This window comes from Halochromatium roseum (genome assembly GCF_016653315.1).
Classification (GTDB): domain Bacteria; phylum Pseudomonadota; class Gammaproteobacteria; order Chromatiales; family Chromatiaceae; genus Lamprobacter; species Lamprobacter roseus.
In genome coordinates this window covers 1225-19691 of sequence record NZ_NHSH01000048.1, presented here as the reverse complement: position 1 = coordinate 19691, position 18467 = coordinate 1225, and the positions used below count along the sequence as shown (strand labels likewise).

Below are 18467 nucleotides of genomic sequence, written 5' to 3'. Positions count from 1 at the left end.
GGTCACCGCGCCCCGTCCCCTCGCGCGTCAGCCGCCACCAGCTCATGCAGGGTGATCTCCGGCAGACAGTTGAGGCGCGCCGGGACCACCGATGAACCGGTGCCCATCGAGGTGTAGCCGATCATCTCGCCATGCCGCCAGGCACCTGCGGCGAGACGTCGCGGGCAACGCGCATCCCAAAACAGCGCGATCTGCCCAGGCAGGCAGATCTGGCCACCATGGGTATGGCCACAGAGCATCGCGGCAAAGCCGGCATAGGCGGCATGCAGATAGATCTCCGGGGTATGCGAGAGCAGCAGCGCGGCAGCCCCCTCGGGGATCTCAGCAGCGACCTTGTCGATGTTGTGCACCTGGTAGTAGTGCGCATCGTCGATACCGGCGAGATACAGCCGTTGGCCCTCGCGCTCGATCACCGCGGTCTCATTCAACAGCACCTGGATCTGCATCGCCTCCAGCCCAGGCACCAGCCGGATGCTGTCATGATTGCCGAGCACCGCATAGACCGGGCCTTGCAACTGGGTGCGGATGCTGGCCATGCCGGACAGCGCCTCGTCGATCGGGCCGTAGGTCTTGGCGCGATAATCGCCGGTCAGCACGCAGAGGTCGTAGCTGAGCCCGGTGAGCCGCTCGGCGATGGCGGTGGTGATGCGCCGGTCGAGATCGGTATGCAGATCGCTCAGGTGCAGGATGCGCAGGCCGACGAAGGCCTCCGGCAGCCCACGGATCAGCAAGCGGTGCGGCTGAATCCGGATCTTGCGGGTGTTCTCTTGCGCCCGCTGATAGAACCCAACGAGGCGCAGCGCATGGCGGATAAAGCCATGCACCGAATACCAGTTCTCCGGATAGAAGAAATGCGCGCCGGGGCGATTGAAGGCGAAGGCGTCATGCTCTTGCTCGAGGCCAAGGCGCCGGCGCAGATGGGTGCGGCCGATGCGTGGGATCAGTGCTTCGAGTTCTGGCGGGAGCGGTGCGGTGGTCATCGATGCCGTTGCCTCTGTGACGTTGCGGATTGAAGTGATACGAGCCCATCAAGCACCCTCACGAGCACGGCAAGGGGCAGGACGCCCCAGCAGATGAATCGCGCGCGACTCGAGTTGAAGCTCATCGATGATCCACCTCTGAACATGAATCGCGTCAGCTTCAGCTTAACCTCCAACCTCGCTCACGATGATGATCAGCAGTGAGCGGGCGCGGCTCATGCCGACGTACTGATCAGCAACCGATCGAGGCGCACTGCTGGTCTGGGGAAGGTCGACTAGGATCACGGCCTCGTTCTCCAAGCCCTTGAAGCTGGCGATCTCGGCGAAGCTGACCTTTGCGGGCGGAAAATGGCGCAGCGCGAACTCATCAAGCTCGATCAATCCAGCGGCATGCTTGCCGGCGAGGCGAGCGGCTGTCGAGTCGGCAAAGGGCTGCGGCGAGAGGATGGTGATCTCGCTTGGCGAGAGTCCCCCGCGATCGATCAACCGCTCGAGCTCCGAAGCCAATAGTTTGGCCGCCTCCTCGCTGCCCTTGGCTTGATGATGGACGACCTCGGGGCCATCGCCAGTCCCGCGCGCCCCCATGTCCAAGCCTAATCTCGACTGGATCGCCTCCATGATCTGGCGTGTATTTCGGCAGTTGCGCCTGAGCGGCATCTTGGCTGCACTGAAAGACGCTAACAACGCCAATGCAGCGGCATCTGGCGGCCCAAAATAGCCGGCTTGATGGTTGACGTCATGGAAGAAGCACCAACGCCCGGCCTGCAAGCCGCCGCAGAGGATGCCGTCGAGATCCCGCAGCCGGTCCATGGTCAAGAGATCCTGCCCCTCGTCCAGGATCAATGCATCGAAGCGATCGAGACCAGCACGCCGTGCCGCGGATCGCACGTGCTGAGCGACACTGACGCTGACACCGGCGATGGCGAAGTGCTTCTCTAGCCAGTGCTTCAGCCAGGGTGATTGACAGGCCAGCAACACCTGCCAGCCAGAAGCCGCCCAGCGGCGCGCCAATTCTAGCGCGAGAAAGGTCTTGCCAGTGCCTGCGCCACCGCTACAGAGGACGCGGGCATTGGCGTCGACGATATCGAGCAGCGCCATCTGCTCTTCGGTCAGCGAGGCGACACGCGTTTCCAGTTCATCCAAGACGCAATGCAACGGGATACCGACATCGACCTCTGGGCGCAAGAAGCCGATCACCTGCGTCAGGGCGTCGGCGGACGCTGGCGCTCGCCGCCGGCCTTCCCGCTCCTGCCAATAACGGTACAGCCTAGAGAGCCAAGACGCCATGTTCCGGCTCGCCCTCGCGTCGGCCACCATCGGCTGGTCCCACTCAGCCCCCTGGATGGACCAATCACAATCGGGAAAGACGACACCATAGCCCCAGAGAAATTGTCCGACAATGCCCGGCGGCAACGCCGATTCCAAGCGGCTGCGCAGGCCATGCATGGCCAATTCAGCCTGCCGAAACGGACTTTCCTTGAGCCGGGTCAAGGCCCCGCCACGATCGCTCGTCGACCAGACGCCATCATGGCAAGCAATGCCGCCACCCTTGACTTCCAACACCAAGATCCCGTCCGGCCCAACAATGACGAAATCGATCTCACCGAAGCGCTTATAGGCATGGCGGGTCAGATTCAGCGAGTGAAACGCAGTCAATGCGGACTGTTGACCAAGCTCGAAAGGAGCTTGCTCCCGGCCAGAGGATTGATCCTGCCTGAATGCCGTTCGCAGCCGGTCGAAGACGCGACGCTCGGCGCTGCTATTGGTCTCTCGCGGTGTCGAGGGAATGAGCTTCATGGTCGCAGTAAGCGTCAGCGTTTAACGCTGCCCCGTCAACGCCTTGCGCACCTCGGCATCAATGCGGCCTGGAATCGCCGTTCGCGCCAGCAGCGTAAGCAACTGCGCCTGATCAACATCGACGGTCACGGCCTTGACCTCGCCGTCGAGCAGCAGTTGAACGCCATTGCCAGCAACCTGCAGCCGGTAATCGCCTTTGCCGAGACTGATTCTGGTCTTCAGCACCTCCTGCCAGCCCATGCCACGGGCCAACGCGAGCGCGCCTTCCTGCTGCCGCTTGCTCCAGCCACCTCCCCCGCCCTTTCTCGTCATCAGTTCGCGCAGCGGCTCGACACGTTCCGGTGCAGGCCCTAAGTCAAGACCGGTCCCGCGCTGCCGGTGCGCCAGCGCGGCCATACGATGGGTAATCGCCGAACGCAGACCTGGCAGGTCTTTGATCGACCCTGGCAGCTCCAGCCAACCACCGCGGGCGCCGAACAGGGCTGCCGCCACCACCAGATCCTGATCGGTCAACAGGGGCTGATCGAAGCGCTCCGAAAGCTCGAGCAATTCCTGACCGCGCTGACGCAGGAAGAAGAGCAGCAGCCCGCGGGAGAACGGCTTTTGATGGCGTTGAAACAGCTCGGAGATGGTCGCGTCGCCTAGCCCAAGGCATCCCTTGAGATCAGCAATCAGTCGTTTCAGGGCCTCCTGCCATTTCGGCTCCGCGAGCCTGGTTCGCTCGGCCTCGAGCAGATCCAAGATGACCTGCTGGATATCCGGCGGGCAGCCCTCGCCCGCTGGCGCCTCGTCAGCCTGAGTCTTGGCATCAACGATCGCGCTGAGCAACTGCGCCAGGATGCGGCCATGCAGATCGGCGTTTGCCGCGCTGTTCTCGCCCAGCGCCCAGGCCAGCAGCGCACGCAGCAGCGGGTCTTCGACGGACGACTGCGATGCCGTCTCCTCAGGGTCGGTCAGCCCTGGTTTGGGCAGTTCAGGCTTGGGCAGTTCAGGCTTGGGCAGCTCAGGCTTGGGCAGCTCAGGATCGCTCAGCGATTGCCCCGCAGTCACCAGGGCGTCACCGCGATTGCCAAGCCCGACCAGCATCGCCTGCACCGCGCCGACCGCGGAGACCTGCTGCACCGACGCGTCTTGATCCGGCAGCGGTAGCGACAGCCCATCAATCGGCTCGGGCAAGATCGATGCTGACAGCGATGCCGATGGAGAACTCAATGCCGATTCGGATGTCGATGCAGATCTCAATGCCGATGGCGAGTTCAATGCCGATCCGGACGTCGACGCGGATCTCAATGCCAAGGCCGATGCCGACTTCGACGCGGCGGCGAACAGTCGCGCGTTGACGCGCTGCTTATAAGCGCCGAGGGGGACGTTGGCATAATCGGCGGCTTGCTCGCGGATCAGCGCCTTCTGCTCCTTGGACGCAAAGATGATCGCTTGCAGCCAGCCGATCGGCAGCGGCGCGGGGATGCAGAGCAGGGGTTCGTCGCCCTGCGCCTCCTCAGGCCAGCACAGGGCGCGCAACCGACCCTGTGGATCGAGCGCCTGAATCGGACCCCGCAGCGCGCCCAGATCAACGCTGGCGATCACCGGCTGCAGATGGTCCGCTTCGGAGGTGACCTGCGCCAGGGCCGCCGGTGGGATACCGTCGGCAAACAACGGAATCCAGCCCGGCGCCCAAGCGAGCGTATCGGCGTAATACTTGCACCCAAAGCCCTTGGGACCGGTCACCAAGCCCATGGCCAGTAGGTACATCAGGTTGAGCTGATTGGTTACGAAGTACCAAGGCCCCGATCGCGCTCGACCCGGCGTGGCAGCCGATACGGCAGCGGCAGCCGGCACCGCAGTCGCAGTCGCAGTCGCAGTCGAAGTTGGCGCTGCGGTCGCGCTGCCTGCCGCAGTCGGCGCCGCAGCACTCGCAGGCTGGGTCAATTCCAGGGAAGGTTTCTCGGGGTCGGCCACTGTCATCTCCAACGTCTGAGGATGTCCGGATCATTCGGTAGGATCGCCTCGACCGGGCACTCCTGGCCGGCTTGGCGCAGCAGGATCACTTGCTCCCGCGCCCTGGAGACCATCACATAGAAGCGTCGTCGCAGGTCGTCCATCCATGCCTTGTTCTCGAGCTGGCAAGGATACGCATGGATGTCGGCGAGGAAGACGATATCGAACTCGAGCCCCTTCGCGGACTGTGCGTTGATGACGAACAGACCGCCTTCCGAGAAGCGATGGTCGCCATCCTCAAGCCCCGAGGCATAGGTCAGAACCCGAGGAGGTCCGTGGTCGAGGTGCAGATCAAGTCGCGGCTGTCGCAACGCCTGAAACCAATACTCACGGCGTTGGTTGTTCGGCGTGATGATGCCGATCAGCTTCGCCGGATCACGATCGGCCAGCTTCAGCATCCGCGTGATCAGCTGCTCGGCGCTCCAGCGACAGCCGGCGCCATAGTCCACTAGGATCGGGGCCCGCGCACAGGGGCGTGCGCTTGGCAGCTTGACGCAGGGGCTGGCCAGATCCTCGACACAAAAGGCGAGCGCCAGGCGGGCGATGCGATCGCAGTTGCGATAGTTTTCGGTCAGCTCGATGCGGTCTCGAGCGTCGATATCCAGGGCTGTCGCAATCTCGCTCAGCGTGCTGCACTCGTCGGTGATTTGCTGATTCTGATCGGCGACCACGTAGACATGCTCAAACCCTAGCTGCGCCAGCGCCTGATAGAAGTCGCGCGGCATGTCTTGCCCCTCATCGATGATCAGGAAGGGCGTCAGCGGCGCTGGCAGCTCGGCAGCGCGAGCGATGGCATCTTGGATCGCGGTCCAATCGAGACGATAGCCTTGTCCAGCGACCTGGGCATAGGACACCGACAAGGCCGGCTTCGACCTGGCCTGCTGAGACGAGGCCTGATGAGACAAGGCCTGCTTCGCCAAGGCCCGCTTGAACATGGCGCGAAACCAGCTGATCCAAGGATGCGCATTGACCGCGCCGCCGACCAGCTCACGACTCGCCTCCAACAACAGCCGGTTGTAGACCAGGAAGACATAATCCTGCGCCCCTCGTTCGCGATGATGACGGCGGGTGCGCAGCAGGGCGAGCACCGATTTGCCGGTGCCGGGTCCACCGACGATCAGATGGCAGCCTTCACGCGGCAGCAAGCGGGCGCGCTCCTGCTCCTTGCTCAGGTTCTGGATGTCGGGCAGGGTCCAGTTGCGCGCCGCCATCGCGATCAGCGCTCAACCGCAAAGTCCAACAGCGGCCGGATCGTGCCACTGAGATCGCCGGCGATGAAGACCCGATCCAGCAGCACATTGCTGAACTGGCAACTCGGCTCCGGCACCAGCGCGCAGGCATGACAGGCCGCACGATTAAGCTGGCTCGGCCCCTGCCCCGGATGCTCGGCACAGACCGGGTCGAGCGAGCACCAGTTCGCATGATCGAAGACCGCCACCAGCAACTCGAGAAAACGCCTGGGCTCGGCCAGCTCGGCCAGACCACCAAGCGAGCCAGCCACGTCGGCGACCGCGACATAGACCAGCACGCCGGCCATCGGCTCGGCGCCGCTGCTGCAATAGAGGCGCTCCCGGATCGAGGCCGCCGGATAGCCCGCCGCGGTCTCCAGATGGCGGATCAGCAGATGGGCCAGCGTATGCAACAGGATGAAACGCGGTGTCAGCGGCAGCGGCGGGTCTTCCGCCAGACGAATACCAGTGCGCTCGAAACGCGCTTGCAGCTGCTCGGCCCGGCGCCACAAGCCATCTTGCGCCTCCCAGCGCCGCAGCAGCGCCTCGTCGAGCGTAAAGAAGAGGCCCTCGCCATAGAGCTCGATCGCCGGCAGCCAGTCGCAACGTCCATCGAGATCCGGCGGCACCAAGCGCGAGGTCTCGGGCTCGGCGGCGTCGTCATGATCGGGCTTGATGCCGTCCTCGAACCATTGCTCGACACGATGGAAGCCGGTGAAGATCCGGATCTCGCGCAGGCGGCTGACAGAGACAAGCTGTTGGATGCTGTCGCGTACCGGCTGCAATCGCGCTGTCTCGGGCGATACCCATGACGGATCGGCCGGCATCGGTGACGGATCGGTCTGCGCCCCTGTCGTATCAGCATGGGCAAACGGGGCGTCGGTCTGCGCAAAGGATGAATCGGTCTTGGCAGGAGACGCCTCGGCCTGCGCGAACGATGTATCAGTCTTCGCAGAAGACGCGTCAGTTTGCACCTGTGAAGCGTCGATCTGCACTAACTTCAGCGATCGCCAAGCCTGACTGTGATGCTCGGTGACGAAATCCTCGCTCTCGAGCTGATCCGGAATCGGCGTTGTCAGGGCGCGGTACTCCTTCTCCAACAGCAGGCCAGGCGTCGCCATCTCGCCGTAGAGTGGCCAGCCATCCTCGATCTGCTGCAGCGCGTCCTCCACGTCAGTGCGCGTGCAGCCCAACTCATCGGACAAGCGCCGCAGCAGCGCCCTACGTGCCAGCTCGGTGCGACAGCGCTCGAGCTCGCGTCGCGCCGCTGGCTGGCGATACAACCGATCCAGCACGCCGCCCCGCGCTATTTGGGACTCCGGCGGGATCACCAAGCCACCGCGCACCCGAGCGGAATAGAGCCGCGAGTCATTGACCTCGATGATCGCCGCTGGGCGTTGGCTTGGCACGGTCGGGGCGGCCTCGCCCTGTTGCCAGGGCTGCAGGCGCGCGCGCCGTGCATCCTTGAACTGCTGGTTTCGACTAAAGGGTTGCTGAGACTGGCAGCGCTCGCAACGCAACTGCCAATAGCCAGCGGCGTCGCGACGCAGTCGCAGGTAGGGCTGCTCGCGGATCGGGCGGCAGGCATCGCGATGCTCGGTGTCTTTGTGCGCGAGCAGATGCCAGGGCACCTCCCAGAGCCCACCCTCAGGATGCGCGACGACCCAATCCACTTGCCGCAGACGCGAGCGCTTCTCACAGCTGCAGCGGGGGTCTTCGAGTGAGCGCCGACCGCGCTCGCCGTTGTCCCATGGCCGGTAATGGAGCAGCCCGCAGCTTGGGCAACGCGTCCAGCGCGGAAAACGGATCGCCGGCACGCAGGTCCCATCAACAGCGCCATCGCCAGCACCGTTATCGACCAGCCGGGCGAGCGGCGGTTGCAGCAGTCGCTTGCCGTCGAGACCGAGCGCGTCACGGAGCAGGTCGACATAACACAACGGCTCACCGGCCAGCTCGCCAGCCTGATCGGTCCAATGCCGGATATCCATCACCACGAACAGATCGTTGTCGGCGCGCACCAGCGCACCGACGCCGCTGAACGCGAGCAGATGGGACCAACGCGTTGGGATGAAGCGTTTCATCCGTCTTGCGCGAGCAACCCATGCCGGGAGGGGTTGGTGGGCAGGATCTTGATCAACGCCGTCTTCTCAACATTGCGCATGTTCTGCAGCGTGACCCATTCGCCAGTCACCCGAGCCCCATGCGCAGAGAGCAGACGCAGATCGCGGCGGTCCCGATCCGGGCCGGAATAGACCAGACGCTGGCGCTGCTCGCTGGCGCGTCGGGCGCAGTCGCTCCAGTGCGCGACCAAACGGCGCAGATGCGCCTCGGTCTGGTCAGCACGCTCCGGATCGGCCTGGCGGGTGCGTCGGATCAATGCCTCGATCACCTTCGCTGTCTCCGGCTGGGTCGGATCAAAGGCCTGTGCCCGTTCATTCGCGGTCAGCGCATCGCTCGCATGGCGCACCGCGATGACCAAGGCGGCATGCAGCGCCCGCAAGCGCGCCTGATAGGTATAGGGCGTGACGCTGGTGGGCTCGACAAAGCGATAGAAGGCCTGATGATAGGCGCGGAAGTCCTCGTAGTGAGATAGGCTGCGGGCCTGATCGCGATAGTAGTTGGCGACCACGATCCCGGGCACCTCGCCGCGGCCGACGCGGGAGCTGGCCTGGATGTACTCAGCCGTCGTCAACGGCTGACCGTTGATGATCATCACCGCGAGCCTGGACACATCCAGGCCTACCGAGACCATATTCGTGGCCAAGGCCAGGTCCAGCGCATCCGGCGCCTCGCGGCTCTTCGCCAAGCGCTCGAAGCCTTGCGCGTTCTCATCGGCCGACATCTGGCTGGTGAGCTGCGCGAGGCGTTCAGCGAGCTGCGTTCGCCAGCGCGGACCCGCGTAACGCCGGTGAGCAGATGCCTGCTCGAATTCGCCAGACGGTGCCTGCTGCGCCCGCTTTTGCTGATCTGGCGTGTCATGCGCTTGTTGTTCCGGCCGTCCTTGCTGTTCCTGCTTTGCTTGCCGACCCTCGTGTGCCTGCTCTCTCTTTTGTGCTTGTCGACCTTGGTGTGCTTGGTGTCCTCTCCGTACTTGCTCGGCTCGCCACTCCTGTTGACCTTGCAGTTCCGGCTGTTCCTGCTGGGCCTGCAGATCCTGCCATTCGCGCTGCAGCCGCTCGATACGCTCCTCGATCTCGCGCAGCGCATGGCGGCTGATACCGATGCCGCTGAGGCTGCCGTGATAGACCAGCAAGGTCCACCAAGCATCGAGCAATGCCTCGCGGTCTGCGCTGAGATCACCGAATAGCGCCTCCGGTGCCGACAAGAGGGCCGCCGCCAGCGGTGCCAGGCAGCGCCGACGGTTGCGCGCCGGGGCTAGATAACCGACATAGAGTCGGCCTGGATGCTCGGGCGTCGGCGCGATCGTACGCGCGAAATAGGCGTCATCGGCATCGAGACCAGGCGGTGGAAACACCGCTGCTTCGCGACCGTAGAGCCGCCTGACCTGCTCCTGCGCCATGCGGATGGTGGCGGTGGAGGCGATATATTTTGGATAGACACCGCGCCGACAGAGCACCGTCTCCAAACCCGCCTCATAGAGCCCGGCGACCGAGCCGAGGGCGCCGGCGATCAGATGCAGCTCGTCTTGGATGATCAGCTCCGGCGGCCGCTGACCGTTACGGCCGAAGAAGGCCGAGCTGCGCTCCTCCCAGGCGAGCCTGGCGAACTTATCGATGGTGGCCAGCAGCAGCGTCGGTGGCGCCTCGTAGAGCGCGGCATCGACCAGGTTGCAGGGCAGTCTGCCATCGCCGGTCGCGGCAAAGGCACAGCCGGCGGCGGTGCAGCGGAAGGCGAAGTGCTGGCGGCTGGCATCCAGGTTGTCGGGCACTCGGAATGGCGTGCCACACCAGGGGCAGGACTCCAACACCAGCAGGCTCGGTGGACGGCTGCAATCATCGGCCAGCGCCGCATCGATGCAGGCCTTGGCATCGGCGAAGCTGTTCGGGCTCGAGTCTCCCCCGACCCAGAGGCCGAGCGTGATCGGCTCGAGGCCAAGACCGCCGGGCTGCTCGCGGCGCATCAGCTCCATGGCGCAGATCAGGCGGGCCGCGCGTCGAAACTGGTCTTTGGTCAGCAGGCGCAGGGTATAGCGCATCAGCACCGTGGTGCCGCCACCGCTGGCCTTGTACTTCAGGCGCCGCCACCAGATCACCAGCGCCATGAGTCCGAGATAGGCCTCGGTCTTGCCACCACCGGTCGGGAACCAGATCAGATCGAGGACATCACGGTGCTCGGCGTCGGGATCGGTCGCCGACTCGAGCGTCAGCAGCAGAAAGGCGAGCTGGAACGGGCGCCAGCGCGGCGCCAGGCGGCCCGCCTGGCGCATCTGTCGGGCCATGGCCTGATTGGCGAGCGCGAACGCGTGCAATAGCAACGGCTCTTGGCGCAGCAAGGCAACGCCTGCGAGCATCCGTTCAGCAGCCGCTTCGATGCGAGCGCGAATCCGATCGGCTGGGGCTTGGTAACGCACCTCCAGGCCATCAGCGACCTTGGACTGCGCATCGCTCCAGGTGCGGTAGCCAGCGGCGAATCGCTCCAGCGCGTCACAGAGGCGATCCCGATCGGTCTCGATCGCCGCGAGGCGCTCGACATCAAGCTCGGCACCCTCGACGACGCCAGCGGTGGGATCGACGCGCGGGACCTCGACCTTGGGCAGAAACTCGGTGTGGATACGCACGACGCGATCCTCGCGCAGCGCCCAGTCCACCGCGGCACCATGGCCAATGGCATAGATGACCTGCCTGCGGTAGCGCAGCTCCAGCTCTTGTTCTTCCTCATCCAGCAGATGGAAGTCGGCCCGAGGATAAGGGCCAACGCGCCCGCGATCGATCACGCAGTCGAGCGCAACTTCGAACAGTGCACGCTCGTTCTGCTGATTCAGAAGCGCATTCATGGTCGCGCCAGCGCTGATGTTGCTAGCGCCAGTGTTGGCGTTCGCAGCCGCCGGCATGGCTTGAAGATTACTGAGCGATACGGTGATCAGCCAGCCATCGGACCGGGCGCGCCAGAGCACATCCAAACGCGCGCGGCCGTCAAAGACCACGACGGGCGCCGCCCGAATCCGTGCCCAGGGCCGCGCGGAGATTGGCGCGCGAACATCGCGTGCTTCGCTGTCCGCCTCTCCGAGCGGGATGCGCAGCCACTGATCGGCCTGGTCTCGCGGCCGGTCTGCGCGTCGCTCGTAGCGCACGGCAGTGGGAATAAGCTGGAGCTCGGCGCGATCGCCTTGCACGAAGAACGAGAACCCAACCGATGCCGGTGGCACCACTCGACGCTGAGGCTGACCAGCGCTGGAAGCGAACGCAATCTTGTCGCCATCGCTGTTGGCCTCGTCGAGACTGGACCCTGGCCCGCCGCTATCGTCTTCGCCGGCATCGAGACCGAATTCGTCACTGGCAATGGGAAACAGGATGCCGGTTTGAAACCGTTCCAGCGGCTTGATACCGTTCAGGTGCGTCGCACCCGCAACAGCTTTTGGTGGTGCAGACGGACCCAGCAGCGCATGCCGCAGCCAACGATAAACGCGCTCGCGCTCATTTGACCAGTTCACAGGTGCGATGTCCGCTCTTTCCCAATCGCGTTGCCCTCCAGTGCCGCACTGTACACCAATGAGCGTTGGCGCCAAGTCATCGCATGCGAATCCAGGACGCAGGATCAGTGGATCACCGGTCAGTTATGACAAGACATTGGCGGAAGCCGGCACTCGCCGCCGGTCTTCTCACATCTGCCAATAACGGTAGAGCGCAGAGAAGGGTCAGCCGCGGACCTTGTGGTCGTGGACAGCTTCTGCGGATGCGTGCCCCTCAGCTGGAATGCCGATGCGGTGCCATTGCCCTAAGCCCTGCAACACCAGAGGCAGAGCTTCACCAAGCTTCTCAAGAAGGGTGTTTGGGATCAAGGCTATTTGGGATCAAGGATTGATCTGGACGCCGCGCTCGGCCAATGCCTCAACTACTTGCTGCGCATGCGTGTTGCCTGCTTCCGCCAGTCGTTTGGTGCCAGCGGCAATGGCATCTAGCTGTTGACGCATCTTTTGCGCCGTTTGCACGGTCTGCTCCTGATTGTCGTGCAGCTGTTTGAGCTGAGCGCGCTCTTGAAGCAGTTGGATCGATTGGAAACCGCTCCAAAGCAGCCAAGCGGCAATCAGGATCAGTAAGGGGAGAAAACCAGAATAGCGGTTGATCTGTGCAGGCATGGTCGAACGCCTTGCGCCCTCGGAGTTGAAGTCGGTATCAGTCACTGCTCGGTTCCTCCGTGGCGGTCGCGGGCTCCTCAGCAGAGGCAGCAGGCTCTTCGATCGAGGCACCAAGCTCCTCGTTAGCGGCTGTGGGCTCAGCCTCCGGGCTCACCGTCGCGGCTGGCGCCCTAACCCTGCCGGTGTTCTGGACCCCAGCGGGCTGCGTCGCAGCTTGATTGACGCTGATCCTGATGCCCTGTTCAGCCAGCAGCGCACTGAGCTCGGCATCCTGATGTCGCACCGAGAGTTCAGCCAGCGTCCGCAGCAATGGCTGGTAGATGCCCTCCAACTGGGTGCTTTGTTGAATGTAGAGGTTGCGCTCCGCGATCTCCGCTTGCAGGCTGCGATTACCAGCCTGCAAGACGATGTTGAACAGCACCAACAGCAACGAGACCGCAGCCATCGCGGTCAGCATCCAATAGCGGATTCGATCCATACAGAGTCTCCATCGGTTTCCAGTTTCCAGACGCTGATGAGGCTCGAATCACAGGGCGATGCGATCGATGCACTGTCCTGCCTTGTCCTGCGATCCGAGCCGTTTTCCAGCTTTACGCGATCATCTGCCGGCGGCGCAGACCGACCAAGGCACCCAGCCCGATCAGCATCAACACCAACACCGGCGGCTCATCCACTGCCTGCGTCGCTCGATCCTGCACGGTGACGGCCATGGCGAGCGTGATGTCGAATTGCTCCTCGTATCCGCTGTCGTTGTAGCCAAAGGCGGTGAGCGAGATCGTTTCCTCGTAGAGACCAAGCCCGTAGTCGAACGGATTGAACGACACCATCAAGTCATCGATCGAGCCGCCCCAGCCGAGGTCTGAGAAGCTATCATCAAAGCCAGCGAGGCCGAATGCATCCACGCCCGTGAGATCGAAATCGCCTCGGAGCCAGTCAGCAGGTCCATCGACATCGTTCAAGAAGCTCAGATTGAGCTCGACGCTGTCTTGATCGCTGTAGAGGGTGCCGAGATCCAGCGTGAAGCTGTAGCCGCCCGTGTTGCTGGCGATCAGCGAGCCCGGCCCACTCAGCAGCTCGAACCAAGGATTGGCGTAGTGGTTGACCTGAGCGAACAGATCGACCCCGAACGTCCCGAGATCAAGGTCGGCCATATCTGGGTTCTGCGAAGACATCAACAGACTGCTCGAACCGTTGAACACACCCGCCGTCGAGGTATCCAGCCCAATGCCGAGCGAGGTGCTGTCCTGCGCGCTCAGTCCACTGAAACTGCCGCTGCCGCTGAAGGGTCCGGTCGTCCCGGTTAGGTTGCCGGCCAGGGTGTCGTTCAGCGCGGTGAGTTCGGCATCATTCAGGATGCTCAGCATCTCTGTCACCGAATCGCCGACGTGCACGGTGCCGAAGTCGAGGGTATCGACCACATCTGCTGAGGCGGCGGTGTAAACGCGACCGGTTAGGTCGACATCCGTGCTGCCCAGATCATAGTCCGCCGCACCCGTGGTCCCCTCACCGGTGGAGGTCAGGCTCACCGAGGCCGTCCCGGTGAACTCGCCGGCCGTGGCCGTGTCCAGCCCCACCGTCAGGCTGCTGTTGTCGCTTGCGCTCGCGGCCAGGTTATCAACGCTGCCGCTGGCGCTAAAGCCCGTGGCACTGGTCGCGATGCTGGCGTCCAGGGCCTCGGTGTAGGCATCAGGCGACTGGTTGGTCACGCCAATGTTCGCACTGGGCCCGCTATCGCCCACGCGAGCGGCCAGGACCACCTCGGTGGGATCCACCGAGGGATTGGCCAGGCGATAGACCGCGCCTTCAACCGTGACTGTTTGCGAGGCCAGTGCCATCTCGCAATTCGGCTCGCATCCGCCGACATTGCTGGCATCGGAGACCAAGGCGATGGTGGCATTTCCATTGACCGCGCCGGCGGTGCTGGTGTCCATCCCGACTTGCAGACTGCTCGCATCCGTGTCGCCCGGACCCAGCAGGTCGAAGCTGCCGCTCCCGGTCACCGCGCCATTGCCGCTGATGGAGGCATTGAGCGCCGCCTGGTCATTGCCCGTGGCCTGGTTGGTCAGGCTCACCAGGGCCGTCGGCGAGCTGGCGCCCTGTCGCACATTGCCGAGCAGGATCGGCTGCGCGGTATCGATAACCGGGTTGGCCGCGTCGATCACGTTGGCCGTGGCCTCGATCAGCCCCTGCACGCCGAAGGCGTCGGAGCCGACATAAAGCTGCCCAAGACCATTGCTGACGCCCGCGACCGTGCCGGCACTGTAGTAGTTGATCCCGATCGAGCCATCGATGGAACCGGCGGTGCTGGTGTCGACGCTGACCGTCATGTCCGAGTTGTTGGTGTCGCCAGCCACCAGACCGCTGATGGAGCCGCTGCCGCTGATCTGGCCGGCACCGGTCCCGCTGCTGCTACCAAAGGAAGCATTCAGATCCTCGACATAGCCATCAGGGCCGGTGGCGACATTGCTGATGGACAGTACCTCGCTGACCGTTTGGCCCACCTGCACGGTGCCGAAGTCCATCGCCGTGGTGTCCAGTCGGCCTTCCGCCACCTGATAGACATTGCCCGTAACCTCGACAGTCTGGCTACCCACATCTAGCGTGCCCAGTCCGCTGGTCCCGGTGCCGTCGGTCTGATAGTTCAGCGTCACGGTGCCCGTGCGCGCGCCGGCGCTGGAGGTATCCACGCCAACCGTCATGGCACTGCTGTCGCTGGCGCCGCCCGCGAGCAACGCGATACTGCCACCGTTGGTGTGCACATCACCCGTGCTGCCGCTGAAGCTGGCATTCAGCCCCTCGGTATAGTCTCCCGCCTCAGCCGCGTTGCTCACTGTCAGCGTCTGGGTCGCGGAGCCACCCACGCGCTGGTTCGCGACCACTACCGGGTCCGGCGTGGCGCCGCCCTGAGCCATGTTGAAGCCCGTGGCGGTCAGGTTGACGGTCTCGGCATTGGCATCCACCGCGGTGAAGTTGGAATCGATCGCCGAGCCATCGCTGGTGAACTGGATGGTGACACTGCCGTTGTTCACCCCAGCCGTGCCGCCGCTGATGGACGCCGTGGCGGCATTGGCGTAAATGTCGCCGCCGTCGACCAAGCCGCTGCCCAGGTCGTTGGTGGCGCTGAAGTTGCCGCTGGTGCTGACGCTGCCGATACCGAGTTGCTCGCCATGGTCGCCAACCGTGGTGTTGGTGACCTGGAAGCTCTGCGACAGGCCGTCCTGGCCGACACGGAAGTGGCCCAGGTCGGCTGACACGGGCGACAGGTTGCCATGCGCCAAGCTGGAGGCCACGCCGGTGAGGGTGATGGTCTGCTGGGCCACATTGTCAAAGTTGCTAACCACCGCGATTTGCTGCCCGTCCAGCGAACCGCCCTCGGTCGCCGCGAAGGTGACGCTGAAATCCCCCGAGTCCGCGCCCGCCCCGATGGCGTCGAAGTTTTGCGCGGTCACACCGCTGCCGCTCAAACGGCTGTCGGTGATGGTGGCCCCATTGGCATCGGTCTGGATAGCACCCCGAATGTCGGCGCCGGTGCCGATATTGGCGATCTGATAATTGACCGTCACCACCTCGCCTTCGCGCACCCGACCGAGATCCAGGGTCACCGTATCGGTGCCAGTGCTGGCGACATCGCCGGTGATCATCATGTCGGCATTCTCGCCGATGATCTGGCCGCTGCCGACCACATTGGCGCGGGCATCGTAAGCATTGCCCGTGCCGCTGTTGGCGTTGGTGTAATCGACCGAGACCACGAAGTCCTGATCGCCCAGATTCAGGCTATTCGTAGCAGCGCCCTGATGATCCAGGTAATCGGCGCTACTGGCCTGAGTGGCGCTGCTGAGGTCGAGCGCGCCATCGGGCGCGATGGTCACGGTGCCGCTGCCGCCTTGAATGCCCTGCTGCATGGTCAGGGTGCCGCCGGTGGCTTCGATGGTGCCGCTGTTCAGCGGCCGATCCGCCACCGTGCCATGGCCGGTGATCAGGCCATCGGCCTCGTTGGTCAGCCCCTGTGTATCCAGGGTGCCACCACCCAGTTCGATCACACCGGCGTTGGTCAGTGCATTGCTGTTGTTGTAGTCGCGGTTATCGAGCACACGCAGGGTGCCATCCGCCTGGTTGTTGGTGAGACTGTCTTCAAGGGCGGTAAAGCTGCTTGCGCTTTCTCGCACACCAACCACAGAACCAGCACCGCTCAAAACAATCTCCGCCGCATTCTCCGTGATGGCATCACCGCTCAGCTCGATGGTCGCCCCATTGCCGGTCGATTCCGCGACCCAGCGGCCGTCGGTCAGCACACCGGATTGGTTGTTGGCTTGGTTGACCGAAGAGCCGAAGGCGACTGTCGAACCATCGCTAGCCTGCACGGTTCCGGTGCTGCTGAAGGTGCCGCCGTTGATGTTGAGGGTGTCGCTGCTGTCGGCTTGGATCGTGCCACTGTTGGCCAGGGTGACGATGTTATCCATCGACAGCGTCGCTGTACCGCCCTCCTGAGCGCCACGGATGAGATGGTTCGTATCGTTGATCAGCGTCACCGCATCAGCGGGATCACTGCTGTTGCTGCGGGAATCAAGGTAGGTCGTATTGTCGACGATCAGCGCCCCGCTGCCGGTGAGTGTCGTCGTGGCGCCGTCATCGACGTGCAGATAACCATGGCCAGCGCTGGAATTCAGGCCAATGGTGCCATCGTTGGTGATGGTGCCTTCTAGCGTCAAGCCGTCATAGATGGTCTGTAGCTCAATGCGGCCTTCATTGGTAACATTGGTCAGTCGTGCGGAATTGCTATATGTACCACTAGTGACCGAGATCACACCGGTGCCCGCCGTGCTAAGCAGTCCGCCGCTGATGCTGGTGTTATTTCCGATGGCCAATGCTGAGCCATCCTGGGCGTCGATCCTGCCGGCCGTGTTATCAATCAGCTGCCCACCGCTAAGTGCAACCGTATCACCACTATCAGCCTGGATCAGCCCACGGTTGACCAAGGTGACATTGTTATCCATCGACAGCGTCGCCGTGCCGCCATCCTGAGCGCCACGGATGCGATGATCCGTGTCGTTGATCAGCGTCACCGCATCGCCGGGATCGCTGCTGTTGCTGCGGTTATCGACATAGGTGGTTCCATCGACGACTAGTGCCCCTGTGCCCGTGAGCGTCGCCGCCCCGCCGTCATCAATGTGCAGATAGCCAAAGCCAGCGCTGGAATTCAGGCCAATGGTGCCATCGTTGGTGATGGTGCCTTCTAGCGTCAGGCCGTCATAGATGGTCTGTAGCTCAATGCGGCCTTCATTGGTAACATTGGTCAGTCTCGCGGAATTGCTATATGTACCACTAGTGACCGAGATCACACCGGTGCCCGCCGTGCTGAACAGTCCGCCGCTGATGCTGGTGTTATCGCGGATGGCTACTGCAGAACCATCCTGGGCGTCGATCCTGCCGGCAGTATTATCAATCGGCTGTCCGCCGCTGAGTGCAACCGTATCGCCACTATCAGCCTGGATCAGCCCACGGTTGATCAAGGTGACATTGTTATCCATCGACAGCGTCGCCGTGCCGCCATCCTGAGCGCCACGGATGCGATGATCCGTGTCGTTGATCAGCGTCACCGCATCGCCGGAATCGCTGCTGTTGCTGCGGTTATCGACATAGGTGGTTCCATCGACGACTAGTGCCCCTGCGCCGGTGAGCGTCGCCGTGCCGCCGTCATCGACGTGCAGATAGCCAAAGCCAGCACTGGAATTCAGGCCAATGGTGCCATCGTTGGTGATGGTGCCTTCCAGCGTTAGACCATCGTAGTGCTGCAGCTCGATGCGGCCTTCATTGGTGACATCAGTCAGTCGAGCGGAATTGCTGTAGCTTGAGCTGGTGACCTCGATCACCCCGGTGCCCGCCGTGCTGAGCAGTCCACCGCTGATGCTGGTGTTCTCACGGATCTCCAGTCTTGACCCATCGAGTGCTTGGATCAAACCTCCAGCGTTATCGACCCCAATCGCATTCAGCGCGAGGGTTCCGCCGCCAGTAGCCTGAACCGTGCCGCCGGCAGTTGCCGTGTTATCCAGCTGCCCACCGCTAAGTGCAACCGTATCACCACTATCAGCCTGGATCAGCCCACGGTTGACCAAGGTGACATTGTTATCCATCGACAGCGTCGCCGTGCCGCCATCCTGAGCGCCACGGATGCGATGATCCGTGTCGTTGATCAGCGTCACCGCATCG

General features: G+C 63.4%; 9 protein-coding genes. All 9 read right to left on the bottom strand.

What is annotated here, in order from left to right; translation table 11 throughout:
* Window positions 1-2 precede the first annotated feature (2 nt).
* The 9 genes from CCR96_RS07595 to CCR96_RS07555 all read right to left on the bottom strand — a co-directional run bounded on the left by CCR96_RS07595 (window position 3) and on the right by CCR96_RS07555 (window position 18460).
* On the bottom strand, window positions 3-980 hold the full coding sequence (locus tag CCR96_RS07595) for a metallophosphoesterase (protein ID WP_201219464.1): 978 nt from the start codon (window positions 978-980) through the stop codon (window positions 3-5).
* 165 nt (window positions 981-1145) lie between these two features.
* Window positions 1146-2777 (bottom strand): NERD domain-containing protein, encoded by a 1632-nt coding sequence (locus CCR96_RS07590; RefSeq protein WP_201219462.1) that lies wholly within the window; start codon window positions 2775-2777, stop codon window positions 1146-1148.
* 21 nt (window positions 2778-2798) lie between these two features.
* The gene (locus CCR96_RS07585; protein ID WP_201219460.1) at window positions 2799-4529 is read right to left on the bottom strand and encodes a hypothetical protein; all 1731 of its coding nucleotides are present in this window, start codon (window positions 4527-4529) and stop codon (window positions 2799-2801) included.
* A gap of 209 nt (window positions 4530-4738) precedes the next feature.
* Window positions 4739-5986 (bottom strand): ATP-binding domain-containing protein, encoded by a 1248-nt coding sequence (locus tag CCR96_RS07580; RefSeq protein ID WP_201219458.1) that lies wholly within the window; start codon window positions 5984-5986, stop codon window positions 4739-4741.
* Between the two features lie 5 nt (window positions 5987-5991).
* Window positions 5992-8085, bottom strand: a complete 2094-nt coding sequence (locus CCR96_RS07575; RefSeq protein ID WP_201219456.1) for a DUF1998 domain-containing protein — start codon at window positions 8083-8085, stop codon at window positions 5992-5994.
* Window positions 8082-11615 (bottom strand): helicase-related protein, encoded by a 3534-nt coding sequence (locus CCR96_RS24495; protein ID WP_338035838.1) that lies wholly within the window; start codon window positions 11613-11615, stop codon window positions 8082-8084. The genes CCR96_RS07575 and CCR96_RS24495 overlap by 4 nt, the downstream gene beginning before the upstream one ends.
* Before the next feature lie 360 nt (window positions 11616-11975).
* The gene (locus CCR96_RS07565; protein WP_201219454.1) at window positions 11976-12260 is read right to left on the bottom strand and encodes a hypothetical protein; all 285 of its coding nucleotides are present in this window, start codon (window positions 12258-12260) and stop codon (window positions 11976-11978) included.
* A 37-nt stretch (window positions 12261-12297) separates the two neighbouring features.
* A complete protein-coding gene (locus CCR96_RS07560) occupies window positions 12298-12738 on the bottom strand; it encodes a hypothetical protein (RefSeq protein WP_201219452.1) in 441 nt (146 codons plus the stop codon).
* 112 nt (window positions 12739-12850) lie between these two features.
* Window positions 12851-18460 carry a choice-of-anchor D domain-containing protein gene (locus CCR96_RS07555; RefSeq protein ID WP_207191911.1) on the bottom strand — a complete coding sequence of 1870 codons (5610 nt, stop codon included), beginning with the start codon at window positions 18458-18460 and terminating at the stop codon, window positions 12851-12853.
* Window positions 18461-18467: the final 7 nt, after the last annotated feature.